Origin of the sequence: Nonomuraea sp. NPDC000554, from assembly GCF_040300065.1 — a bacterium.
Lineage (GTDB): Bacteria > Actinomycetota > Actinomycetes > Streptosporangiales > Streptosporangiaceae > Nonomuraea.
Window position 1 is genome coordinate 49,560 of record NZ_JBEPDC010000041.1, and the last position, 23,119, is coordinate 72,678.

General features: G+C 68.6%; 22 protein-coding genes. 11 read left to right on the forward strand and 11 right to left on the reverse strand.

The window, feature by feature from the left end:
• Window positions 1–126: 126 nt before the first annotated feature.
• The 3 genes from ABT294_RS46290 to ABT294_RS46300 all read left to right on the forward strand — a co-directional run bounded on the left by ABT294_RS46290 (window position 127) and on the right by ABT294_RS46300 (window position 2,070).
• Window positions 127–501: a hypothetical protein gene (locus tag ABT294_RS46290; protein ID WP_350812891.1), complete on the forward strand. Its 375-nt coding sequence runs from the start codon at window positions 127–129 to the stop codon at window positions 499–501.
• A 17-nt stretch (window positions 502–518) separates the two neighbouring features.
• On the forward strand, window positions 519–890 hold the full coding sequence (locus ABT294_RS50965; protein WP_502912230.1) for a ClpX C4-type zinc finger protein: 372 nt from the start codon (window positions 519–521) through the stop codon (window positions 888–890).
• Between the two features lie 235 nt (window positions 891–1,125).
• Window positions 1,126–2,070 carry a D-2-hydroxyacid dehydrogenase family protein gene (locus ABT294_RS46300; RefSeq protein WP_350812892.1) on the forward strand — a complete coding sequence of 315 codons (945 nt, stop codon included), beginning with the start codon at window positions 1,126–1,128 and terminating at the stop codon, window positions 2,068–2,070.
• Window positions 2,071–2,080: 10 nt separating this feature from the next.
• Here ABT294_RS46300 and ABT294_RS46305 read toward each other — a convergent pair whose 3' ends face one another.
• Window positions 2,081–2,614, reverse strand: a complete 534-nt coding sequence (locus ABT294_RS46305) for a CGNR zinc finger domain-containing protein (RefSeq protein ID WP_350812893.1) — start codon at window positions 2,612–2,614, stop codon at window positions 2,081–2,083.
• Window positions 2,615–2,722: 108 nt separating this feature from the next.
• Here ABT294_RS46305 and ABT294_RS46310 point away from each other — a divergent pair, with 108 nt between their 5' ends.
• The gene (locus ABT294_RS46310) at window positions 2,723–3,475 is read left to right on the forward strand and encodes a class I SAM-dependent methyltransferase (RefSeq protein ID WP_350812894.1); all 753 of its coding nucleotides are present in this window, start codon (window positions 2,723–2,725) and stop codon (window positions 3,473–3,475) included.
• Window positions 3,476–3,504: 29 nt separating this feature from the next.
• On the opposite strand, the gene ABT294_RS46315 is transcribed toward ABT294_RS46310, so the two are convergent.
• Together ABT294_RS46315 and ABT294_RS46320 are read right to left on the reverse strand one after the other, a co-directional pair.
• Window positions 3,505–3,930 (reverse strand): nucleoside deaminase, encoded by a 426-nt coding sequence (locus ABT294_RS46315; RefSeq protein WP_350812895.1) that lies wholly within the window; start codon window positions 3,928–3,930, stop codon window positions 3,505–3,507.
• The gene (locus tag ABT294_RS46320) at window positions 3,927–4,796 is read right to left on the reverse strand and encodes an LLM class flavin-dependent oxidoreductase (RefSeq protein ID WP_350812896.1); all 870 of its coding nucleotides are present in this window, start codon (window positions 4,794–4,796) and stop codon (window positions 3,927–3,929) included. Before ABT294_RS46320 ends, ABT294_RS46315 begins: the two co-directional genes overlap by 4 nt.
• 93 nt (window positions 4,797–4,889) lie before the next feature.
• On the opposite strand from ABT294_RS46320, the gene ABT294_RS46325 reads away from it, so the two are divergent.
• Entirely contained in the window at window positions 4,890–5,339 is a 450-nt protein-coding gene (locus ABT294_RS46325; RefSeq protein WP_350812897.1) for an Lrp/AsnC family transcriptional regulator, read from the forward strand.
• Window positions 5,340–5,387: 48 nt separating this feature from the next.
• On the opposite strand, the gene ABT294_RS46330 is transcribed toward ABT294_RS46325, so the two are convergent.
• The 3 genes from ABT294_RS46330 to ABT294_RS46340 all read right to left on the reverse strand — a co-directional run bounded on the left by ABT294_RS46330 (window position 5,388) and on the right by ABT294_RS46340 (window position 8,576).
• The gene (locus ABT294_RS46330; protein ID WP_350812898.1) at window positions 5,388–6,035 is read right to left on the reverse strand and encodes a response regulator; all 648 of its coding nucleotides are present in this window, start codon (window positions 6,033–6,035) and stop codon (window positions 5,388–5,390) included.
• A 4-nt stretch (window positions 6,036–6,039) separates the two neighbouring features.
• Complete coding sequence (locus ABT294_RS46335) at window positions 6,040–7,188, reverse strand: sensor histidine kinase (RefSeq protein ID WP_350812899.1); 1,149 nt, start codon at window positions 7,186–7,188, stop codon at window positions 6,040–6,042.
• A gap of 143 nt (window positions 7,189–7,331) precedes the next feature.
• Window positions 7,332–8,576: an epoxide hydrolase family protein gene (locus ABT294_RS46340; protein ID WP_350812900.1), complete on the reverse strand. Its 1,245-nt coding sequence runs from the start codon at window positions 8,574–8,576 to the stop codon at window positions 7,332–7,334.
• Between the two features lie 198 nt (window positions 8,577–8,774).
• Here ABT294_RS46340 and ABT294_RS46345 point away from each other — a divergent pair, with 198 nt between their 5' ends.
• A complete protein-coding gene (locus ABT294_RS46345) occupies window positions 8,775–9,329 on the forward strand; it encodes a YceI family protein (protein WP_350812901.1) in 555 nt (184 codons plus the stop codon).
• A gap of 186 nt (window positions 9,330–9,515) precedes the next feature.
• On the opposite strand, the gene ABT294_RS46350 is transcribed toward ABT294_RS46345, so the two are convergent.
• The gene (locus tag ABT294_RS46350; protein ID WP_350812902.1) at window positions 9,516–10,313 is read right to left on the reverse strand and encodes a DUF1838 family protein; all 798 of its coding nucleotides are present in this window, start codon (window positions 10,311–10,313) and stop codon (window positions 9,516–9,518) included.
• A gap of 401 nt (window positions 10,314–10,714) precedes the next feature.
• On the opposite strand from ABT294_RS46350, the gene ABT294_RS46355 reads away from it, so the two are divergent.
• The 4 genes from ABT294_RS46355 to ABT294_RS46370 all read left to right on the forward strand — a co-directional run bounded on the left by ABT294_RS46355 (window position 10,715) and on the right by ABT294_RS46370 (window position 15,311).
• On the forward strand, window positions 10,715–11,167 hold the full coding sequence (locus tag ABT294_RS46355) for an SRPBCC family protein (protein WP_350812903.1): 453 nt from the start codon (window positions 10,715–10,717) through the stop codon (window positions 11,165–11,167).
• A gap of 148 nt (window positions 11,168–11,315) precedes the next feature.
• Window positions 11,316–12,395: a Gfo/Idh/MocA family protein gene (locus ABT294_RS46360; RefSeq protein WP_350812904.1), complete on the forward strand. Its 1,080-nt coding sequence runs from the start codon at window positions 11,316–11,318 to the stop codon at window positions 12,393–12,395.
• Window positions 12,382–13,215 carry a DUF6807 domain-containing protein gene (locus ABT294_RS46365; RefSeq protein ID WP_350812905.1) on the forward strand — a complete coding sequence of 278 codons (834 nt, stop codon included), beginning with the start codon at window positions 12,382–12,384 and terminating at the stop codon, window positions 13,213–13,215. The genes ABT294_RS46360 and ABT294_RS46365 overlap by 14 nt, the downstream gene beginning before the upstream one ends.
• Before the next feature lie 104 nt (window positions 13,216–13,319).
• Window positions 13,320–15,311, forward strand: coding sequence for a sugar transferase (locus ABT294_RS46370; protein ID WP_350812906.1), 1,992 nt, complete (start codon window positions 13,320–13,322; stop codon window positions 15,309–15,311).
• Between the two features lie 118 nt (window positions 15,312–15,429).
• On the opposite strand, the gene ABT294_RS46375 is transcribed toward ABT294_RS46370, so the two are convergent.
• The 3 genes from ABT294_RS46375 to ABT294_RS46385 all read right to left on the reverse strand — a co-directional run bounded on the left by ABT294_RS46375 (window position 15,430) and on the right by ABT294_RS46385 (window position 19,501).
• On the reverse strand, window positions 15,430–16,848 hold the full coding sequence (locus tag ABT294_RS46375; protein WP_350812907.1) for a PI-PLC domain-containing protein: 1,419 nt from the start codon (window positions 16,846–16,848) through the stop codon (window positions 15,430–15,432).
• A 268-nt stretch (window positions 16,849–17,116) separates the two neighbouring features.
• Window positions 17,117–18,574, reverse strand: coding sequence for an MDR family MFS transporter (locus ABT294_RS46380; RefSeq protein ID WP_350812908.1), 1,458 nt, complete (start codon window positions 18,572–18,574; stop codon window positions 17,117–17,119).
• A gap of 390 nt (window positions 18,575–18,964) precedes the next feature.
• Window positions 18,965–19,501, reverse strand: coding sequence for a DinB family protein (locus ABT294_RS46385; protein ID WP_350812909.1), 537 nt, complete (start codon window positions 19,499–19,501; stop codon window positions 18,965–18,967).
• 98 nt (window positions 19,502–19,599) lie between these two features.
• Between ABT294_RS46385 and ABT294_RS46390 the strand changes: the two genes are divergently transcribed.
• On the forward strand, window positions 19,600–20,553 hold the full coding sequence (locus ABT294_RS46390) for a helix-turn-helix transcriptional regulator (RefSeq protein ID WP_350812910.1): 954 nt from the start codon (window positions 19,600–19,602) through the stop codon (window positions 20,551–20,553).
• 428 nt (window positions 20,554–20,981) lie between these two features.
• On the opposite strand, the gene ABT294_RS46395 is transcribed toward ABT294_RS46390, so the two are convergent.
• Window positions 20,982–22,475 (reverse strand): LCP family protein, encoded by a 1,494-nt coding sequence (locus tag ABT294_RS46395; protein ID WP_350812911.1) that lies wholly within the window; start codon window positions 22,473–22,475, stop codon window positions 20,982–20,984.
• Window positions 22,476–23,119: the final 644 nt, after the last annotated feature.

Genomic DNA, 23,119 nt, shown 5'->3' on the forward strand with positions numbered 1-23,119 from the left:
TTTCCACCCTGGTGGAGATATCCCGCCCCGCGGTATCAGTGGACTCCCCCCGCGCCCCGCAGGTGATCCGGACGAGAGGACCGCGCGTCTACACTCAGGCAACCTTGACCGGGAGAGGTGGCGGAAATGAGCGCTGGAATTCGCGGTGCGGAGGTTCGCGGGCGGGACGTGCCGGAGTCGGCCGTCCACGTCGCCGAACTCATCGTCTCCTCAGCGCGGCTGAGAGAGCTCCACGAGTGTTCGGCCCTGCTGCGCCGCACGCGACTGCGGGCGGGGGAGATCGTGGACGAGGCGCGGGCGATGCTCGCCGAGGCCGAGCGCCAGGGCGACCCCGAGCGGATCGTCGCGCTCGACGCGCAGCTCGGGCAGGCGCGGCAGGCGTACTACAAGGTGTTCAACGCCTACCTGACGATCTGCCGCCGCATCAACGAGGAGCGACAGGCCATCCTCCGGGCCCAGGCGGAACAGGGGCGACGGACAGGGTTGTCAGGCGCGGCCTGACGAACTATTGTCAGGTCATGCCTGACTGGAAAGACAGACTCCGCTGCTCGTTCTGCCACAAGAAGAGCTCGGACGTGCAGAAGCTCATCGCCGGACCGGGCGTACACATCTGCGACGAATGCGTCGGCCTGTGCCACGAGATCCTGGAGCAGGAGAAGCTCGCCTCGTCCACCGAACCCCGCCTGCCCATGTGGGAGACCATGACGGAGGAGCAGATCCTGGAGCACCTGCCCAAGATCGCCGCCGTGCAGGCGCAGATCGACGACAACCTGCACGACTGGGTGCGGCACCTGCGCACCAGGAACGTGAGCTGGGAGCGCATCGGCGCCTCGCTCGGCATGACCAGGCAGTCGGCCTGGGAACGCTTCAAGGAGCACCCCGTCAGCTGACCGTCCGCCCCCACGGCGGGTAAACCCCTGTGGCGCGTGAGACGTCCATTCCGCAAGGAGGCTCGTCATGCGCGTCCTTGCCGGCCTCGAAGCGTCCGATCTCGACGAGCTCCACCTGGAGCTGCTCCTGATCGTGGCGCTGCACGAAGAGGCAGAACGGTTGACCGTCGAATGAACGGCTCCAGCTCCCCGGCCGCTGCTCGGGGAGCTGGAGCCGCCCCGATAACATCCGTTCATGCTGCGCTGCGCCGTACTGGACGACTACCAAGGCGTCGCACTGGACCTGGCCGACTGGTCGGCGGTGCAGGCGACGAGCTTCACCCAGCACTTCACCACCCAGGACGACCTCGTCCAGGCGATCCACGAGCACGAGATCGTCGTCGTCATGCGCGAGCGGACCCCGTTCCCCGCCGACCTGTTCGCCAGGCTCCCCAACCTCCGGCTGCTCGTCACGTCGGGCATGCGCAACGCCGCCATCGACCTGGACGCGGCGCGCGGGCACGGCGTGACGGTCTGCGGCACGGCCGGCAGCTCCACCCCGCCGACCGAGCTGGCCTGGGCCCTGATCCTCGGCCTGGCCCGCCACCTGGTGACGGAGTCCACCGCGATGCGCCAGAACGGCCCCTGGCAGCAGACCATCGGCCTGGACCTGTGCGGCAACACCCTCGGCCTGCTCGGCCTGGGCAAGATCGGCTCCCAGATGGCCGAGATCGGCCGCGCCTTCGGCATGGACGTCGTCGCCTGGAGCCGGAACCTCACGAAGGACCGCACCGACCTGCTGGGCATCCGGCACGCCCCCACTTTGGAGGCGCTGCTCGCCGAGTCGGACATCGTCTCGGTCCACCTGGTGCTGGGCGAGCGCAGCCTCGGCCTGATCGGCGAGCGGGAGCTGTCGCTCATGCGACGCACCGCGTACCTGATCAACACGTCCAGGGCCGCGATCGTCGACCAGGCCGCGCTGGTCGAAGCGCTCCGGACGGGCGTCATCGCGGGCGCCGGGCTGGACGTCTTCGACTCGGAGCCCCTGCCGCCGGACCATCCGCTGCGGACGCTGCCCAACGTCCTGGCGACACCGCACCTCGGCTACGTCACGCACGCGAACTACCGGACGTACTACCAGGAAGCGGTCGAGGACATCCAGGACTTCCTCGCCGGGACGCCCATCCGCGTCCTCACCTGACCGGCCACCCTCACCCTCCCTTCGCCCGCGCGCGGAAGGCGGCCGTCTTGACGCGGTTCTGGCAGGCGGTCGAGCAGAAGCGGCGGGCGCCGTTGCGGGAGACGTCCACGTAGACGCGGTCGCAGTGCGGCGCCGTGCAGACGCCGAGCCGGTCGGCGAACTCGCCGCCCAGGACGATCGCCAGGCCGGTGGCGCAGCTCGCCGCCCAGTCGCCGGACATCGTGCCGCCCGTGCCGTGGAAGTGCAGGTGCCACGGCTCGCCGCCGTGCCGCGAGAGCATCGGACGGGCGCGCGACTCGTCCAGGAGGCGGTTGACCTGGTGGGCCGCCGCGTCGAGGTCCTGCGAGGCGACGGCCTCGAAGACGACGCGCAGGTGCGCGGCGAGGTCGGCCAGCTCGGCGGCCTCCGCCCCGGTGACCTCGCGGTGCTCTGGATAGCCGCCGCGCAGGCCCTGCGCGGCGGCGACGACGAGGTCCTGCGGCTGCGGGAAGGCGCGGCCTCGCCGCTCGCCGGGGGTGAGCTCGTTGACCAGGCCCACCGCCACCCTGACGATACTGTCCGTGTGACTGTTGAAATCCAATTGACCAGTTACACCCTTGTGCTCTAGCTTGTGACTGACGAAAGTTTAGACGACGGTCACAAGGAGATGGTTGTGCTCACCCACGATGCCGCACAGGAGTGGATCGCGCGATGGGACCGGCAGCAGGAGGGCTACCTGCCCGACCGGGAGGAGCGCTTCACCGCGCTGATCGACGCCGTCGAGGCGCTGGACCGTCCCGACCCGCTGGTCATCGACCTCGGCTGCGGGCCCGGATCACTCTCCGCCCGGCTCCTGGAGCGGCTGCCCGAGGCCACGGTGATCCCGGTCGACGCCGACCCGCTGCTGATCGGGCTCGGCCAGGCCGCCTACCCGCGGCTCGACTTCGTCTCCGCCGACCTGCGCACGCCCGGCTGGACGAAGGCGCTGGAGCTGGAGCGTCCGGCTGACGCCGCGGTGAGTACCACCGCGCTGCACTGGATCTCCGAGCCGGACCTCAAGGTCGTGTACGCGGAGGTGGCCACGGTGCTGCGCCCCGGCGGGCTGCTGCTCAACGGCGACCACCTCGACAGCGACCAGACCACCCCGGTCCTCGCCCACCTCGAACGCGCCCTGCACGCGCGCGAGACGGAGCGGATGTTCGCCGGAAACCCGCCGGAGGACTGGCGGCAGTGGTGGGACGCCATCACCGCCGACCCCGACTTCGCCGAGCTCGACGCCGCCCGCACCACGGCGGGCGCCGACCACCACGGCTCGGAGTCGAACCTGCTGTCCATGCACGTCAACGCGCTCCGCGAGGCGGGCTTCAGTGAGGTCGGCACCCTCTGGCAGCACGGCAACAACCGCCTGCTCTGCGCCGTCCGCTAGCGGCCTGCGGCGCGACCCGCCGGTCCCGGTCAGGCGTAGTAGCCCTCCACCGGGACGCGGGCCTCGTCGAACAGTGCCGGGCCCTCCTGGCGGACCGCGCCGTGGGCGCCGGGCGGCTTGAGCGTGCCGAGCTGGTCCGTGGAGAGCGCGAACACGACCCGTCCCAGGCCGGACCGTTCGATGGCGCCCGTGCACATGCCGCAGGGCTGGCAGCTCGTGTACATGGTGGTGGCGGCGGCGGTGGCGGGGTCGAGCTCCTTCGCCGCCCACCTGGCCAGTTTCAGCTCGGGATGCGCGGTGATGTCGGCGTCCGAAACGGTGGTGTTGTGGTCTTCCGCGAGGACGTCGCCGCCGGGGCCGACCAGCAGCGAGCCGAACGGCGGGTTCCCGCCCTTCCGCGCCGTGGCGGCGAGCTCGATGGCTCGTCGGAGGAAGGTCTCGTCGTCGGGTGTCACGGTTGCTCCGTTCGTGGCTGATGGGCGGAAAGGTCCCAGCGGGCGGCCAGGGTGGCGAGCGCCTGCCACGCCACCTCCGGATGATGCGTCTCGCGCGGGTCGCCGCCGAAGGGGTCGAGCAGGACGGTCTCGGAGCCGAGCAGGCGGAGCTGTTCGAGGTCGTCCAGGACCTGGTCGATCGAGCCGACACCGGCACGCCGCTCCGGGTCGTCGATCGGCGCGTCCGTCAGGCGCAGCATGATGCGCGGGGTGAACGCGGGCACCGGACGCCCCAGCTCGTCGGCGACGACCTTCAGCCGTTCCGCCTTCTCACGCAGCCAGGGCAGGGTGGCCCGCAGCGGATGCCACGCGTCGCCGAGCCGCACGGCCCGGCGCAGCCCGGCGTCGCTGTTGCCGCCGATCCAGATCGGGATGCGTCCGCACCGGTAGTCGTCGTCGTCCTCCCAGGCGGTGCGGACGTCGCGCAGGTAGTCGTCCGTCAGCTTCCCGCGCCGGTGGAACGGGACGCCGAGCGCGTCGAACTCCTGCCGCGCCCAGCCCACGCCCACGCCCAGGACCAGCCGTCCCCCGCTGAGCTGCTGCAGGTTGGCGGCCATGCGGGCGACGAGCAGCGGATGCCGGTACGGCATGATGAGCACCGTCGTCCCGAGCTGGACCCGTTCGGTGATCCCGGCCAGCCAGGACAGCGTGGTGAACGGCTCGTAGAACGGCGCCGGGTACTGCGCGGCGACGTCCGGCGTGATCACGACGTGGTCGGAGACCATCAGCATGTCGTAGCCGAGAGCCTCGACCGTACGCGCCCATCGGCGCAGCACGTCCGGGCCGGTACCGGGTCCGAAATTCGGGACATTAACCCCTATACGCACCGGATCAGGCTATCGAGCCGCCGCCTGGGACTGGAAGAGACTATTCCTGGCCTATGTCGGTATTGGCCGTTAATCTACCGGTATCTTGGCCCGGTGACCGAGAGTCTTGACGCCACCGACTGGTCCATCCTCGCCGAACTCCAGCGGGACGGCCGCGTCCCCCTCACCGAGCTCGGACGGCGCGTGAACCTCAGCGCGTCAGCGACGACCGAGCGGGTCAAACGGCTGGAGAGCACGGGCGTCATCACCGGCTACCGGGCCGACGTGGATCTGACGAAGGTGGGCTACGCGGTGCTGGCGGTGGTGCGCCTCAAGTACCCGGGAAACCAGCACCAGCCCCTGCACCGCCTGCTCGGCGAACGCCAGGAGATCCTGGAGTGCCTGCGGACGACCGGCGACGACTGCTACACGCTGAAGGTGGCCGCGACCTCCATGGCCCACCTGGAACAGCTGGTGGACGAACTCGCCCAGTTCGGCAGCACCACCACCAACCTCGTCTACAGCCACCCGCTCCCCTACCGCGGCCCCCAGCCCTCCGCCTGACCTACCCGCCGAGGATGGGGCTGCATGCACCTGATCGTCGCAGCGGGTTCAGAGAAGACCGGCGTCGCGGACCTTCATGGCGACGTGGACGCGGTTGTCGGTGCCCAGCTTGGCGAAGATGCGGGTGACGTTCGCCTTCACGGTGGCGACGCTCATGAAGAGCCGCTCGGCGATCTCGGCGTTCGAACTGCCCCTGGCCACCTCGATCGCGACCTCGCGCTCGCGTTCGGTGAGCCTGGCCAGCTCCCGCTGCGCCTCCGGGCGGCGCGGATCGTGCCTGCCGGTGGCCGCGGCGATCACCTGGTTGGCGACGCTCGGCGACAGCACCGGCTCGCCGTTCGCGACCGCGCGGACCGCCTCGATCATCTTCGGCGGCGGCGTGTCCTTCAGCAGGAAGCCGGCGGCGCCGAGCTGCAGCGCCCGGAGCACCATGTCGTCGGCGTCGAAGGTGGTGAGGACGAGGATCCGGGGAGGGGCCGGCTGGGCCAGCAGCAGCTCGGTGGTGGTCAGCCCGTCCTGGACGGGCATCCGGATGTCCATCAGCACGACGTCGGGCCTGAGGTCGCGGACCACGTCCATGGCCTGCCGGCCGTCCGCGGCCTCGCCGGCGAGCTCCAGGTCGGGCTCGCCGCCGAGGATGAGGCGCAGGCCGGTACGCACCATCGGGTCGTCGTCGACGATCACCACTCGGGTCACAGGGTCAAGCCTCCCATGGCAGCCGAGCGTCGAGGACAAATCGCCCGTGCCGGATGGCGTGGCTGATGGTGCCGCCGGCCATCCGGGTCCGCTCGGCCAGGCCGACCAGGCCCAGCCGCCCGCCGGGGCCCGGAGACGTCCCGAGCTCAACCGGGTTGCTCACCCGGATCCGCAGGCCGTCGCCCGGACGCCCGCCGAGCTCGGCCGTCACCTGGCTGCCCGGCGCGTGCTTGCGCGCGTTCGTCAGGGCCTCCTGCACGATCCGGTACGCGTGCCGGCCGGTCTGCGGGGGCAGCAGCTCCCGGTCGTCGATGGTGTCGTCCACCTCGACCCGCTGGCCCGCGGTGCGTACCTCGTCGAACAGCGCGTCCACGTGCGCCAGGGTCGGCTGCGGGGCCTCCAGGCCGCCGTCTCGCCGCAGCGTGCCGAGCACGGCGCGCAGTTCGTTCAGCGACTGGTGCGCGTTCTCCTGGATGGCCAGCGCCGCCTCACGCGTCTCCTCGGCGGTCAGGTTCGTCCGGTATGCCAGACCGCCGGCGAGCATCGACAGCAGCGAGATCCGGTGAGCCAGGACGTCGTGCATCTCGTGGGCGATCTTGGCCCGTTCCTCCAGCTTGGCCTGCTCGATCCGCTGCACCTGCGCGCGCTCCTGGGCCAGTGCCGCGTCCCGCCGTGAGGCGGCCAGTTCACGGTCCCTGTGCAGGTAGAGACTGAAGGCGGTCAGCCCGCCGAGGACCGCGGTTCCCATCGCCGTGCTGATGAAGGCCTGCTGGCTGATGCCGTACGAGAAGCAACGCGCGAGCAGGCACAGCCAGGACGCCACCACAACCGGGAGGAACTGACGCAACGGACGATGCTTCCCCAAGGACACGAACGCGACCGCCGCGGGGCCGGTCGCCGTTTCGGAGAACACGGTCAGCAGCGCGGTCGCCAGCGCGATCGACCGCGGCCAGCGGCGTCGCCAGTGCATCAGAACCAGCCCGATCACGCCGAGGGCGATGTCGGTCAGCGCCGGCGCCAGCCGGTCATGGTTCCGGGAGACGACCACGCCCCACATGAGCCCGTAGAACAGCATCGGCGGCCCGGCGAACAGGTAGCGCAGCACGATGCCGCGCCGGTTCAGGGGCTGCTGATCTTCCGTGCGGTCGTCCACGGCCCACAGCTTAGAGACCGGCGGGGACGATCATTTAGCGACCTGGGTCGACATCAGCGGTCCGCAGGTCTACAACCGGGACGACGGAGATCCTTCCCCATGGGTGACCTCGATCTTGCCGGGCCGGATCGATGCGGTCCTCCCTATCGGCGACCGCGGAAGGTCCGCCGGAGGTCGTCAACCCATTCGTCGGGAATCTCCCAGGGGATGAAGTGTCCGCCGTGGTTGTGGACGTTGAGGTTGACGTGGTTGTACCAAGCGGCGCGGTCGCCGTCGAGGAAGCTCTGAACGCGCTGGTCGGTACTGACGCCGGGCGGGTTCTCGTAGCCGACGAAGGTGATGCCGGTCGGCGCCTCGACAGCAGGCTGCCGGTCGTGGGACGGGGCCCACGGGTATCGGTTGTTGTTCGCGTAGGTGCGTATCGAGGTGCCGATCGAGTTGGTGGCCCAGAAGATCATGGCGTGGGTGAGCAGGTCGTCCTTGGTGAAGACGGTCTCGATGTCGCCGCCGTTGTCGCTCCAGCTCACCCAGCGTCCGAGAATCCAGGCGAGCATCCCGGCGGGCGAGTCGGACAGCCCGTAGGCGAGCGTGCTCGAGTCGAGCACGTGCGCGGCGAGATGGACGGCGAACCGCTTGTCCAACGCGACGATCCGGGCGTGGACGTCGGCGGGCAGGCCGTCGGGGATCGGCCGGCCACCACTGAGGTCCCAGGCCCGGTCACCGTTGAACAGGGTGAGCTTCTGGCCGGAGCCGATGTGGATCGCGTACAGCTCGTCGGCGTACTTGTGCCCGAGCTGGCCGGTGACCAGGGCTCCGACGTCGCAGCCGGCGGCGGCGTACCTGTCGTAGCCGAGGGTGCCCGTCATGAGGGTGTGCCAGAGATCGGCGACCTTCCAGAAATTCATGTCCGGGTTGTTCGGCAGCGGGGCGGAGAACCCGAAACCGGGAAACGAAGGGACGATCACGTCGAACGCCTCGGCCGGGTCGCCGCCGTGCGCGCCCGGGTCGGCCAGCGGATCGACCACCTTGGACCAGTGCCAGAACGTCCAGGGCCAACCGTGCGTGAGGATCAACGGTGTCGGCGCAGGGCCGACTCCGGGCTTGCGCATGAAGTGCACCGGCACGCCCTCGACCTCGACGCGGTAGTGCTCGTACGCGTTGATCGCGGCCTCGGCCTTGCGCCAGTCGTAGCCGGTACGCCAGTAGTCGACGAGTTCCTGTAGGTAGGCGCGGTTCACGCCGTAGTACCAGTCCTCGTTGCCCGCGTCGTCCGGCCAGCGAGTCAGCTCCAGGCGCTGCTGGAGGTCGGCGAGCACGTCGTCGGGGACGTGGATCGGCGCCGGCTCCAACGGGAACGGCCGGGCCTCGGCACCGGTTTCGTGGCTCATCGTCATCTCCTACGGACCCGTTGCCCAGGCGACAGCCCGGAACTTCGAGGCCCGGGCAGGCGCAAAAGTGTCAGACGATGAATATCAGACCTATCGCGCGGATCTCGGCCTGGCCCATGCGGCTGCCGAGAAGGGCGTCAAACGCCCGCCGACAGGCGCGACCGCGGGCCCCGTCGGGCGCGGGGTTAGCCTGGAAAGGTGAGCATTACCGCTGGTAGTTACACGTTGGGACCCGAGTCCGGCCGGCTCCTGGTCCACACGACGCGTACCGGGCTCGGCGCGAAGGCCGGCCATGATCTCACCATCGAGGTCACCCGCTGGCGCGGCGATGCCATGGTCGACACCGTCAACGCGGCCAACTCCTCGGTGAGCGTCGAGATCGACGCCGAGTCGTTCGAAGTCCGGGAAGGAACCGGAGGCGTCAAGCCGCTCACGGACTCCGATCGTGAGGAGATCGGAAAGACCCTTCGAACGAAGATTCTGCACACCGACCGTTACTCAACGATCACGTTCCGGTCGACACGGGTTGATGGGACCGCGGAGTCGTTCCACGCCGAGGGCGACCTCACCATCGTCGGTGTCACCCGGCCCGTCACGGTGCAGGGAGTGCTGACCGACGGCCGCGTCCAGGGCTCGGCGGTCATCGTGCAGTCCCGATGGGGGATTCGGCCCTACTCGGCGTTCTTCGGCGCGCTCAAAGTGAGCGACGAAGTCGAGCTGCGGTTCGACCTCGGCCTCGCACCGAGGCAGTGACCCCGACCACGCGAAGCCCGGTCCACAGGCACTTCCGAGAAAGCGGACTCGAGCGCGTGGTCACGGCCCGCGTCCCGGCAACTCACCGACGCTTTCCTCACCGTGCTCATGGACGGGCTCCGCCCGCGACCACCCGCTTAGAAGATCAGACAGTCCGACTGCTGCAGCGGGCGGGGTGCATAGCGATCATGCCCTTCCCTTGGCAGCGCACCAGCCGGCCCACGTGGTGGCGCCCTTGCCCAGCTGCTTGTTGTAGAAGGAGGTCCAGGAGTTCTCGCTCGGGCCGGGCGCGGTGGGAGCGGCTTTGAAGAGCGGGTAGGCGGCGTCGACCTCCGCGCGCAGCCACGGCTCAATGTCCTGGTAGGACTGCAGCGACCAGCTGCGGGCGTGATAGGTGAGCTGCCCGCGGACGTCGGTCTCCGGCAGGCACATGAACGGCGCCCACGGACTCGTCCTGGCCCAGCTGATCTTGGTCTTCATCGCACCCTTGGGGACGGTGCCCGCAATCGTGCGAGCCGCGACCTCGCGGGCGTCGACGGAGAAGTCGAACATCTCCTGGGCCGCGTAGACGCCGTTCACCAGGCCGAACGGCTCGCCCAACGTGAGCCTGAAGTCCGCGCGAACCGGGATGTCGCTGGTCCACACGGTCTCGTCGTGCATCTCCCGCAGGGGCGGGCCGACGTAGGAAGAGGTGACGTTGAACGGGCCGAAGTTCACCGCGTCGTTGTTGATGGGGACGACGGGGTAGGTCTGGAGGTCGATCGGGTTCTTCCATTCCCGCAGGATTCTCGTGGGGTCGACGGGGTCGGTGTAGAAGACGATCTCGCGGGAGAGCTGGTAGAGCTGCGTGGTGCCGGGTACCCGGTACAGCCGCCGGATGTTGTAGCCCTCGATGTTGAACAGCTTCTGGCCGTGGCGCAGTTGCGGGTCGTAGGCGTTGCCCTCGATGTTGGCGTAAACGGCTCCCGAGATCCGGAAGACCATGTCCCGCCCGTCCGGACGCCCATTGGTCTGTAATGACAGGAGCCCGCTTTTGTCGGTAACCGTTCGGTAAACCGGCCCCGGATATGTCGGATCATCCGTCTCCTCGCCCACCGCCGTGCCGGGGACGGCGACGCACACCAACAGCGCGGTGAGGGCTGCGGACAAGGTCAAACCACGACGTTTGAACATGAATGCTCCTGCGATACTGAGGGGCGACAGGGACCATTCTGATCATTTCAGCTGCCGAGACCCAGCCTCAACCAGGCCCGGCGTGAACGAATTGGAGGGCGTGGGCGCCGCCGCCTGCTGGCACCACCCTCGTTCGTGATCCTTCTGCGCTTCCCGGCGACAGGGAATCTTGCGACAATTCCGCGACAGAACACGCAGGTACAGGAGGCCGGGTGTCGAACAGCGTGCTGACCCACGCATTCCACGTGGACGTCGCCCCGGAGAAGGTGTTCGAGCACCTCACGACTCCGGAGAGCTACATCGGCCTGTCCCCCCTCGTGGTCGCCGTCAGCGATGTGGACCGCTCGGAGCCTGGCGTGATCCGGTACACAGCCGTCGAGCGCTTCCGGTTCCTCCGGATCTTCACGCACGACAACCCGATCAAAGTGGCCCTCCACACCGACGGCCTGTCCGTCCACGGCGAGGTGCGAAGCCCGGGACGCATCCACCTGGCCTACCGCTTCGACCTCGAGCCGGACGGCGCCGGCACACGGGTGAGCGACCGACTCGACCTGACGGCCCCACGGCTCCTGGTCGGGTTCGCCGCAGGCCAGGCGCGCAATGTCCAGCTCGCTCGCGCTCGGATCCTGGCAGAACGGTTGTCCACCACCCAGCGACGGACCTGACCGCGATGGGCGTCGAGCCAGCCGACCGGAAGAACGGCCGCGGCCTACCTTCGCGTGGTCGCGGCCGAATCCGCCTGAGCCCTCCCTTGCCCACCTCCCCTTGACGGGTTAACGTCCTCGGTAAGCGCTTTCCGCCACTGGAGGCAGTGTGCCATCTCCCCTGCGCGTCGCCATTGTCGGCGGCGGACAGATCGCCCGCACCGCCCACATGCCCGCCTTCCGCCAGCTGCCCGGCCAGGTGGAGGTGGTGGCCGTGGTCGACGCCACGGCCGAGCTCGCCGCCGCGTTCGCGGAGAGCTGGGGCCTGCCCTACCACTCGGCCGACCTGGAGGGGACGCTGGCCGCGGTCAAGCCGGATCTCGTGGCGATCGCCAGCCCGCCGGCGCTGCACGCCACGCAGGTGGCGGCGGCGCTGCGGAGCGGGGCGTGGGTGTGGTGCGAGAAGCCGCCGTGCCTGTCGCTGGCCGAGTACGACGCGATGATCGCGGGCGAGCAGGACGGCGGGCCGTACGCGGCGATCGTCTTCCAGCAGCGCTTCGGCTCGGCGGCGCGGCACGCGCGGCAGCTGATCTCCACGGGGGCGCTCGGTACGCCGTACGTGGCCCACTGCCAGACGACCTGGTACCGCGACCCGGACTACTACGCGGTGCCCTGGCGCGGCAAGTGGGCCACCGAGGGCGGCGGGCCGGCCATGGGGCTCGGCATCCACCAGATGGACCTGATGCTGGAGCTCTTGGGCGAGTGGACCGAGGTGCGCGCGATGGCGGGCAGGCTCGCGCGCGACATCGAGACCGACGACGTGACCACGGCGCTGGTGCGCTTCGCGAGCGGGGCGATGGCCACCGTGGTCAACACCTCGCTGGCGCCGCGCCAGGTCAGCCACATCCGCATCGACCTGGCCGACGGCACGCTGGAGCTGTCACACCTGTACGGCTACGCCAACGCGGACTGGACGTTCACCCCGGCGCCGCACGCGAGCGAGAAGGCGTGGGACCCACCGGCCGAGGACGTGCCCAGCTCACACCTGACACAGCTGCGCGGGCTGGTGGCGGACCTGCGGGCCGGGCGGCGGCCGCGGGCGAGCGGACAGGACAGCCGCCGGTCGCTGGAGCTGATCACCGCGATGTACAAGGCGGCGCTGACCGGTCAGAGCGTGCGGGCCGGTGAGATCGGCCCGGGCGACCCCTTCTACGAGAGCATGCACGGAGGCCGCAGTGATCTCCTTTGACCGGTACGGCGTCGAGCTGCTGCGCTACGTCGACGAGCCGGACCCCGAGCCCACCGAGTCGCCCAAACCGTACATCCACCCGCTGCGGACGCTGGCTGGGGACGTGGTGACGGTCTACCGGCCACACGACCACCGCTGGCACAAGGGGCTGCAGATGACCGCCTCGCACGTGTCGGGGCAGAACTTCTGGGGCGGCGGCACCTACGTGCACGGGCAGGGGTACGTGCAGCTCGACAACAACGGCACGATGCGCCACGACAGCCTGTCGGTGCGCTCCGACGGGCTGCGCGGCACACTGACCTGGCGCAGCTCCGGCGGCGAGGAGTGGGTGCGGGAGGTGCGGGAGATCACCGTGCGCGCGGTCGACCCGGAGAACGGTTCGTGGGAGCTGCACTGGCACACCGCGCTGACCGGCCTGCGGGAGGAGCCGCTGGCCTTCGGCAGCCCGACCACGCACGGACGCCCGCTGGCCGGGTACAGCGGGCTGTTCTGGCGCGGGCCGCGCTCGTTCACCGGGGGCGAGATCCTGGCGCCCGATGGGCACGGCGGTGAGGGTCTGATGGGTGCCAAGGCGCGGTGGCTGGCCTTCCACGGCAGGCACGACGAGGTGGACCGCGATTCGACGCTGGTGTTCGTGCCCACGGAGGACTGCGACTGGTTCGTCCGCAGCAGCCAGTTCGCCGCGGTGAACCCGTCGTGGGCCTTCCACCGGGAGTTCACCCTCGGCCGTGGGGAGAGCGTGTCGCGCAGCTACCGGATCGTCATCGCCACCGGAGCCTGGGGACCCGACCGGATCGAGAAATACCTGGGCGGCGCCTGAACCGTCGCCGGTCTTCTGTGGTGCGGTGCTGTCTGCCGGCGGCGCCTCGTCCGCTGATCTTTCTGTCAGGACCTCTGGAGCGGCCACACATTCCGTCGGCGTAGATGATCCGTTACAGTGTGCGAGCGTTTGCTGTAGATCATGGAGGAGACATCGCCGCCAACGATCTGGCTCCTGCGGGGGCACTGCGCTTCAACCCGGAGATCTGGATCAGCGCGGGGAAGGGCGTCCGGGAGACCGCTGATGATCTGGCCCGGGGCGTGGACGCGTTCTGCCGGGCGATGGATGAGCGGCCCTTCGGCCAGGACGATCTGGGCCGGGGGCTGTACGAGGGCGACCCCGAGGCGGGCATACCGGGGTTCGCCCGACTCCGTGACGACCTGCTGAAAGACCTGGTCGTGGCGGTGAACCTGCTACGCGGGATGGCAGCCGGGCTGGTCGTCACCGGGGGCAGCTATGCCACAGCCGAGGAGGCGAACACCGGGATCCCGTGCGCGCAGCCGTGCCCGGGATGGCTGAAGGATCCGGAGGAGTACAAGCCCGAGCTGGGCCCGGGCGGCCTGCCGACGACCACGCCACCGCCTGGCTTCGTGAGCCAGGCGATCTGGTTCCTCGAGTCCGTAGGATTCGGGGCCCCGTGGCCGGATGGCGATCTCGACGGCGTGGCACGGCTGCGGGATGCCGCGATGGCGCTGGGACGCGTGGTCGGCGACGTTCAGAAGCAGATCGGCGGACAGGCCGGGCGGGCGGCCGGGGCCGGGTCCGGGCAGGCCGGGCCGACCACGGCCGCGTTCGGACGGGCCGCGCAGGTGGTGCACGGCGAGAAGGGGCAGCTGGCGGACCTGCAGCGGCGGTGCGAGCATCTCGCCGACTGCGGCCAGATCGCCTATGACGCGATCGGCAAGGCCAGATCGCGATTCATGGCATCCGCGGCGTTCGTGCTGACCCTGATGCTCCTCGCAAAGCTCCTGGCCCCCCGGCTCGGCCCGCTCCTCGAAGTCGTGGTGAAGAGGCTGCTCCGCGCGGAGGGCCTGGCACTGCGGATCATCTTGCTGATCATCCGTCAGGCCGCGCTGGGCGCGATGTTGTCCGGCGGACTGAACGCGATCGATCAGTTGTTCACCACCGGCGCCATCGATGGGGCGGAGCTGGTTCGGAGTATGTCTCACGGAGCGCTCGCCGGCGGGTTGATGGCCGGTGCGCACGCCGCGCTGCCCGCGTTCCTGCGCCGAGGCGGACCCGCGCTCACCGGCCTGGCCGAGGCCATGGAGTCGGCCACATGGGAGCGGGCGTTCTCCCGGATCCTGGTCGGCGGGGCGGTGAGCTCAACCGTGCTGGCGACCGCGGGATGGGCCAGCGGCGCCGGCTGGGATTGGAAGCACGCCGCTGAGATGGGCTTCGGCATGGCCGTTCTCAGCACCGGCGCGGCACTCGCCTCCCGAAGCTGGCCTGCCCCAGGCTATGCGAGCCTGAAGGGCAAAGCCTGGAAGCAGAGTCCGGCCAAGCGGTGGCATGACGTCAAGTGGGCCTTTGGGATTCTCACGGTCACCGCTCCTGCGATCGCGGTCTTCGCGCTCGCAAAGTTTGCCGAGGACAGAAGGAATCCCTTCTTCTTGCAGAAACGGGTCGGCCAGTTCGGCTACGAGTTCGACATGGCCAAGGGCCGTTCGATGAAGACGACCAGCGGTAACGACAGCAGCAACGGCGCATCGGATTCGCGACGTACGAAGGTCGGCAAGGTCTGGGCGAAGACCAGTCTCGACGAGTTCGTCCAACTGGCTTACAACGTCATCTACAAGGGCGACATGTCGGTCATCAACGACCGACCGCTGTTGAATCCCGACAGACAGCGAACAATAACGGCCCTCGGCCCCAAGCTGGGCCCGGTCTGGGACGAAAAGGATCTGTCTGGAAAGCCCGGGCTGTTCGGTCGGTTCCCCAACAAGATCATCGAGCTCCATCTCACGCCCAAGACAAACGCCTACGACGTTCAACGAGGCCACCAGGGCATCTGGCATGACAAATCCGCGAGCCTGGATATGGACAAGAAGATCCTCTGGGAGTTCATCTCCACTTACTGGAAGCGCATTTCCTAGCCTCGATCCTTCGCGCGCCCAGCAGAACAGGGAGGTGAAGCCGTGACCTAGCGGCGGATCTCGTCGTCGCTTGCCGGTGTGAGTCCGGTCCGGGTAGCTGCCAGGTTTCCCTTCGGTCTCACTGGATGGCGCCGGAGGCTGTGAGGAGATCCTGGTACCAGGTGGCGTACGGGTGGTTGGTCGCCGGATAGTCGGCCAGCGGGGTCGTCGCGTTGCCCACCGAGTCGAAGTCCCAGCCGCGCACGAGCCGTCCCGCCTGCCGTGCCGCGGTGATGAACGAGGACTCGCCGGCGGGCGCCGCGTAGAACAGCGCGCCCTGCTGGAGCTCCGCGCTGTCGCCCTGCTGGAACTCGTCGAAGGCGGCCTGCTGGTAGCGGATGCGGTCGCCGGTGTACCTGTCGGTGTCCATCCGCAGGGTCTGGGACGGGGTCGGGCCGTCGGCGCCGTTCCACACATGCACGCGCGACGTGCCGCTGGTCGAGGTGGTCTTGTCGTAGCCGGCGTCGGAGGTCTTGGCGTTGCCGCTCCACGAGACCGTCATCGCGCCGACGTTGAGCGCGCCGTCCCAGTCCCAGTTCTGATTGCTGCTCTGGCTGCGGTGTATCTCGCGTAACTGAGTGCCTGCCGCGTCGGTGAACCTGACAGTCGGCAGGACGCCGTTGTCGTACTGTCGGGCGGGCGACCAGGTGATCTCGCCGTCGGCGCCGAAGTGGCCGACGCGGTACCACAGCGTGGTCGCGTTCTCGGACTGGTGGACCTCGACCAGGTCGCCGTTGTCGTTCAGGGCGACGGCCGGCGTCACGCCGGTGTCGTACTTGCCATGGCGTAGCCAGGACACGCGGCCGTCGGCTCCGTACGCGCCGGTCCAGTACCAGAGCGTGCCCGCGCCCGAGTCATGCACTTCGACAACCTGGCCGCGGCCGTTGATCGCGACGGCCGGGTGGTAGCCCACGTCGCGTTTGTACTGGGTGCGGGTCTTGCCGTCGCCGGAGATCAGAGGGAGCACCCGGCCGCGCAACGTCTCCACCGTCGGTGGGCTCGCCGGGTAGTCCTTGGCCCAGAACAACCGGGAGCCGAAGACAGAAACGAGCTCCTGGTTGAGCGCGGCCAGGTTGCCCGCGGCGTACGAGGTGTTGTCCGTCAGGTCGTCTTTGATGTCGAGCGCGACGACGATCGGTGCGGCGGTGGGATGCTGCGCGGACCAGGTGTTGATCACGTTGAGCCAGTCGCGCAGCAGGTTCGACGCGGGGTTTCCGGCGTGGTCGACAAGGTTGCCGGGAGAGTCGTGGCCGATGGAGTAGTCGTGCGAGGTGGCGTAACCGTTGTCGTGTATGTCGAGTTCGATGAAGCGAATGCCGTGGTCGAGTTGGTAGGCGATCGAGTTCTTGGCGCCGTCGACGTTGCCCGAGTAGCTGTTGTGCGTGGCGCGGAAGATCGCCGAGGGTAACGGTGGATCCGCTACCGCTTCGGCGGGCCCACCGATCAGCGTGGACGCGGCGACGGCCAGCGCGGCCAGGACGGTTCTTGATCGCGACATTCTTCGATCCTCACGTCGGGGGATCCTTCCAGAGAATACGATCACGTGCTTCCGGCCAACCCCCGCAAGGCCGATTCGACTCCCCGTAGCAGCAGAGCGTTCAGGTCGTGCGAGAAGAACCGGGAGGGGCGCGTCCGGACCAGGCGCCTTCGAGTAGTACCTGAATCATCGGGTGCGGCGGCGAACTTGATCTGCTGCTTGTCGGGCAGGCTTAGCCTGCCCGACAGGAGAGATGAGAGCGTCCCGCTCCACCGCCGTCACGCCGCTTTCATCGACCAGGCTCCTCGTGGTCGCCGGCGTTCTCCGCCCGGGCCGGTAGGAGTAGGGCGGTGACGACCACAGCAACGGACAGCACCGCGCCGATGATGAAGGCCAGCCGCATGCCGTCGAGGCTGGCGAGCGCCTCGGTGACTCCCGCCGCTTTCAGGGCATCGGCCCGCGCGCTCATCACGGTGATCACGAGCGCGGTACCGAAGGCCGCGGCGACCTGCTGCAGCGTGCTCAGGATGGAGCTGCCGTGGGAGTAGAGCGACGGTGGAACCGCTCCGAGCCCGAGGGTGAACACCGGGGTGAAGGTCGCGGCCAGACTCACCATCAGCAGCGCGTGCAGACCGAGGAGCTGCCAGAACGGCATGGTCATCGTGACCTGGGTGAAGCCGGCGAGCGCGAGCGTGATTCCGATCGCGCCGGGGATGACCAGAACCCGGCCGCCGAACTGGTCGAACAGGCGGCCGACGGTCGGCCCGAGCAGCCCCATCGCAAGGCCGCCCGGCATCACGAGAAGTCCGCTCTGCAGCACACTGAGCCCGCGGAGGTTCTGCAGGTACAGCGGCAGCAAGATCATCGAGCCGAGCATCGCCATGAAGGCCACCGACATCAGGATCAGCGCGACCGTGTAGGTGCGGTGACGCAGGGTACGCAGGTCCAACAGCGGCACGCCGCGCTTCTGCAACGACAGCTGACGGACGACGAAGCCGGCGATGGCGACCAGGCCGACCGCCGCGATCGCGGCCGCAACGCGGACGTCACCACCCTCGAACCGGCTGAGCCCGTAGACCAGGCCGCCGAAGCCGGCAGCCGCGGTCACCACACTCAACCAGTCGATGGTGCTGAACTGGGGCTCTCCGACGTTCTTGAGCTGCTTCAGGCCACGCCATGTGATCACGGCGGCGATGGGGAGCACCACGGCGAACAGCAGCCGCCAGGACCCGAATTGGAGGATCACCCCCGAGACCGCCGGGCCCATTGCGGGCGCGACCGAGATGGCCAGGGTGACGTTGCCCATCACCCGGCCCCGGTCTGCCTCGGGCACCACCTGCATCAGTGTGGTCATCAGCAGCGGCATCATCACGGCCGTCCCGGACGCCTGGACGATGCGGGCGCCCAGCAGCACCTCGAAAGACGGCGCGACGGCGGCCAACGCCGTACCGAGCAGGAACAAACCCATCGCGGTGGTGTACGCGCGGCGGGTGGACACCCGCTGCAGGAACCACCCCGTGATCGGGATGACAGCGGCCATGGTCAGCATGAAGGCGGTCGAGAGCCACTGTGCGGTCTGCTCGGTGATGTGCAGCGCGCCCATCAGCCGCGGGATCGCATTGATCATGATCGTCTCGTTGAGGATGACCACGAATGTGGCGAGCACCAGCAGCCGGATCACGGCCGGGGTGCGACCTGAAACGGCGGTCGCGGATGTGGCAGGTGAGTCGAGCTGTGGGCTGGACACGGCACCTCGATCGGGGTTGTCGGACATGATGTGGTCATGGCTGGCGTCGCAGCCTTGGGTCTCACAAGAAGTTGTGGTCATGCAAAGACTGACCGGCACCACCGACAAAACTCATCGCCCGCGCCCAGCTTTCCGGCAAACGGTGCGAAATGTCACCCGGTTTTCACCGGCGGCGGACGCTCTCCAGATCGCGCGAAGGAGCACCCGCATCGCTCCATGACCTGGGCGAACACCTCGCGCACCACACGCCCCGAGGGCTGCCACCGACAGCCCGGCGCGGCGGGCGGCCCTGATCGTGCCGAGCGCGAGCAGGTCGCTGTCGCAGAAGCCATGCTGCATCCTGAGGTCCGTCGACGGGTTCCCCGCCGCCGCTCCTTGCTACGCCGCTGGTCAGCCCATGCTTTTTGCGCCGTCCAGGGACTCACGGATGATGTCGGCGTGGCCGGCGTGCTGGGCGGTCTCGGCGATGATCTGCATCAGCACCAGGCGGGCCGACCATCGCGCGTCGGCCTCGAACCATGGGGCCTTCGGCAGCGGCTGGGTAGCGTCCAGGTCGGGCAGGGTGGCGACCAGCTCGTCGGTCCGGCGGGCCACCTCTGCGTAGTCGGTCAGCACGCCGGCCAGCGTCTCACCGGGCAGCAGCTGGAACGCATCGGCCCACTGGGCCTGGTCGGCTTCGGTCATGGTGGTGAAGTCGGGCATCGCCGACGGGCCGTTCAGGATGAAATCCGTCCAGTTCCGCTCGACCACGGTGACGTGCTTGATCAGGCCTCCTAGGCACAGCTCGCTGGCGGTGGTCCGCCGGCGGGCCTGCTCGTCGGTGAGATCGCGGGTGGTGAAGCGCAGGAAGTGCCGGTTCTTGGCCAGTATCGCCAGCAGGTCGGCGCGCTCGCCGGTGGCGCGGGGGGTCAGCTCATTGACGGTCATGGCCTCTGCCTTCGGTTGTTCCTGGTCCGTTCGATCACTGACCACGCTAGGAGCCATTACGGTCAGTTTCTGGCCTGAATGACGGCAGAATCCACAGCATGGCGAACACCAGCACCCGGACGCTGCGGCTGCTGTCTCTGCTTCAGACCCACCGGTACTGGCAGGGCACCGAACTCGCCGAGCGGCTGGGAGTCTCGGCCCGCACCCTGCGCCGCGACATCGACCGGCTGCGCGAACTGGGCTATCCGGTCGAGGCGCAGCGCGGCGTGGACGGCGGCTACCAGCTCGCCGCCGGTGCGACTCTGCCGCCGTTGGTGATCGACGACGAAGAGGCGGTCGCCTTGGCCCTGGGACTGCAGGCCGCCGCGCAGGGCGCGGTGGAGGGCCTCGCCGAGCCCTCGGTGCGGGTGCTGGCCAAGGTGGTGCAAGTGATGCCGACCCGGCTGCGGCGCCGGATCGACGCGCTGCGCGCGATGACCGTCCCCGCCGGCTGGGACGGCCCCGCCAGGGCGGGCGTCGACCCGGGCGTGCTCACCGCGGCCGCGCTGGCCTGCCGGGACAGCGAGCAGCTCCGCTTCTCCTACACCGCCGCCGACGGCCGGCACACCGACCGGCACACCGAACCGCATCGCCTGGTCCGTCTCGGCCGCCGGTGGTACCTGGTCGCCTACGACCTCACGCGGCACGACTGGCGCAGCTTCCGGGTCGACCGGCTCAGCGCACCACAGGCCACCGGCCACCGGTTCCGGCCCCGCGACCTGCCCGCCGCCGACGCCGCCGAATTCGTCCGCGCCAGCCTGGACAACCTGCCCCACCCGTACCGGGTGGAGGTCCTGGTCGACGCCCCGGCCGCGACCGTGCGCGAACGGATCGGCAGATGGAGCACGGTCGAGGAGGTCGACGCCGAGCACTGCCGGGTGCGCATGACCACCGACTCCCTGGACTGGGCGACCATGGCACTGGGCGTGCTCGGCGCTGATTTCCGCGTCCTCGACCCGCCCGAACTGCTCGACCAGATTCACAACTGGGGAGCTCGGTTCAACAGGGCCTGATCCAAACCAGGTGGTTACGGCGCAACCATCGGACGCCTTCAGCCTCTTCAAGCCCGGTCCCCATACCTGGGCCACGTCCCTGCTCCCTGCGGGCGTGCTCCGTCCACGTCGTCGCGGCCCGCCTCGGCGAATCACGCTCCGCGGCCACTCGCACGTCATTCACGAACAGGCGGCCACGACTACCGACTGCTGTCTGGGGACATGCGGGAGCCACCGTGTTGGCAAGATCTCGACGACCTGCTGCTCGGCCAGGCCGATGGCCGGTTCGGGGTCGGCCCAGGCTGCTGCTGGGAGACTACCCAGCAGCCCCCGGCAGCGATGATGGCGCGCTTCCCTGCCCTTCGCGCCTCTTGCGCATTGGTGACATATCAGCTCGAAACGGATCTTCCGCCAGAGAGATACAAGCTGGGGTTCCAGACTTGAGGTGATCAGCTCGTGCACGGGTTGGTTGCCGAACTGATCGTGTTGTCCTTCATCGAGTCCGGGACCACCGAGACCACCCGTATGCCCGGCCAGTCGGCGCCGATCACCAACTGGACCAGCGGACCATCCTTGGCCTTGCCCGGGGGCGGCGTGGCCATGTGGTACGGCTCGCTGCTGGTCGGCTTGATCTGGCCTGCTATCGGAGTGCGTTTGTCCTTGCTCAGCCGGGTCGCCACCTGATCGGCCGCCGTCGCGCCTTGCTCGGCGCGCTTGCCGTAGCGGATCTGGGTGACGGCGGCCTGGGGTGCGTTGCCGGTGGAGACCACGACGAAACCCTGAGTGGCCAGTTCGTCTGCCACCTGTTTCGCCATCCCCACCTTGCCGGAGCCGTTGAGCACCTGAAGCCGGATCTGATCGTGGGTCAGCGCGGGCGCCGTCGGCTTGGCCGTAGCGACGGCAGATGGGGACGTGGCCGAGACTTCCACGTCGGCGCGTAGCCGGGCGAAGAGATCATCTGCCGCCGGTTGGGCCAACTGGACGCGGTTCTTGTCCTCGGTGTAGGCGGTCACCGGCACAGTGATGCCTTTCAGTGCGCTCAGACTCATACCCTTGACGCTGCGGCCGATCTCCAGCATCTGGTCTAGACTCAGCTCCTTGTCCACCGTGATGGCCTTGACCGCGGCCTGGAGGAAGGCGTTCAGCTTGCCCGGATCGGTGAGCAAGCCGCCGTCGGTCGCCCTCTTGGCCACCTGAGTCAGGAAGATCTGCTGCCGCTTGATCCGGGACAGGTCGCTGCCGTCGCCGAGGGTGTATCGGGCACGCACGTACCCCAGGGCTTGCTCGCCGTTCACGACGTGCTTTCCAGCGCCCAGGACGAACTTCGCCTTGGGGTCGTTGACCGGCTTGGGCAGGCAGATGGGAATGCCATCAAGGGCGTCGATGATGGCCTTGAACCCGGTGAAGTCGACCTTGACGAAGTGGTCCAGGCGCAGCTTGGTCAGTGACTCCACCGTCCGCATACTGCATGCGACGCCACCGTCGCTGAAGGCGGAGTTGATCTGCCGCACTCCGGAGGCGATCGGACCGTTTCGACCATCGCAGACCGGGATAGTGACCATCAAGTCTCGGGGGAAGCTAATGATGGTGGCTTTGTCCCGGTCGGGCGAGATGTGCAGCAGCATCATCGTGTCGCTGCGTTCTCCTGCACCGACGGTGGTCGCGCCATACTTGTGGTTGTCACCGTCGCGCGAGTCGGAGCCGACCAGCAGCACGTTCAGCGCGCCTGTCTCCGGCGGCCTGTCCTTGCCCAACGCAGCGATGACGTCCTCGCGCCGCAGCCCCGACTCCAGCGCCCGATAGTAGAAGTAGGCCACCAGCACGGCCAGCATCACAATCACCGCGATGGCACTGGAGGCCCAGTACCCCCAGCGGATGCGCGACGCGGGCGCCACACTTCGTGTGCTGACCTTATCGTGGGCGCCACGCCCGCGTTCGCCCATTTTCCGCCCCATCGCACACAAAGATGATCAGATCGCCCGATACGTTAGCAACGCCATCGCACACTCGCGGCGTACTTCCTCATTTCGACAGATCATGCGGATTTTGCCCGGGTCATAGGTGGCGCACCGAGCTGCAAGACCAGGCCCGCGAGGTGGCCGGCGACAGGTGGAAGGACTCAGACCTGGTGCTCACCACGAGGTGTGGCACGCCAGTGGAATCGCGGAATCTCAACCGTGCCTTCGACGCACACTGCAAGAACGCGGGTGTCCCGCGCATCCGGGTCCACGACACCCGGCACACATACGCCTCACTTCTGGCCGCCCTCGACGCCCATCCTCGCGTGGCCATGCGCGTCCTCCGGCGCATGAACGTCTGCACCCAGATTCCCAGCCCCGAGACCCGCAAGGCTCTCGACAGCCTAAACACAAGCCTCGAAAGCGCGGGTTCCGGACCTTGATGCGATCGCGAAATGCAGGTAGCCCCTCAAGGTTTTCCTTGGGCCTTCTGCCCTCTTTGCTCGGGTTGCGGAAGAGGCTCAGCACGTAATTTGATCTTGAGATACCCGACAGGACCGTTTCTGCTCGAACCCACTCATCGTTCGGCGGGTCCGTTCGCCGTGCAGGTCGGTGACGTTCCTGCCGTT

Bases quoted from the DNA above. Each gene is read 5' to 3' on its own strand.
- ABT294_RS46290 (WP_350812891.1), top strand. From the start codon at position 127: ATGAGCGCTGGAATTCGCGGTGCGGAGGTTCGCGGGCGGGACGTGCCG.
- ABT294_RS50965 (WP_502912230.1), top strand. From the start codon at position 519: ATGCCTGACTGGAAAGACAGACTCCGCTGCTCGTTCTGCCACAAGAAG.
- ABT294_RS46300 (WP_350812892.1), top strand. From the start codon at position 1,126: ATGCTGCGCTGCGCCGTACTGGACGACTACCAAGGCGTCGCACTGGAC.
- ABT294_RS46340 (WP_350812900.1), bottom strand. From the start codon at position 8,576: ATGAGCCACGAAACCGGTGCCGAGGCCCGGCCGTTCCCGTTGGAGCCG.
- ABT294_RS46350 (WP_350812902.1), bottom strand. From the start codon at position 10,313: ATGGTCTTCCGGATCTCGGGAGCCGTTTACGCCAACATCGAGGGCAAC.
- ABT294_RS46370 (WP_350812906.1), top strand. From the start codon at position 13,320: ATGATCCGTTACAGTGTGCGAGCGTTTGCTGTAGATCATGGAGGAGAC.
- ABT294_RS46375 (WP_350812907.1), bottom strand. From the start codon at position 16,848: ATGTCGCGATCAAGAACCGTCCTGGCCGCGCTGGCCGTCGCCGCGTCC.
- ABT294_RS46385 (WP_350812909.1), bottom strand. From the start codon at position 19,501: ATGACCGTCAATGAGCTGACCCCCCGCGCCACCGGCGAGCGCGCCGAC.
- ABT294_RS46390 (WP_350812910.1), top strand. From the start codon at position 19,600: ATGGCGAACACCAGCACCCGGACGCTGCGGCTGCTGTCTCTGCTTCAG.
- ABT294_RS46395 (WP_350812911.1), bottom strand. From the start codon at position 22,475: ATGGGCGAACGCGGGCGTGGCGCCCACGATAAGGTCAGCACACGAAGT.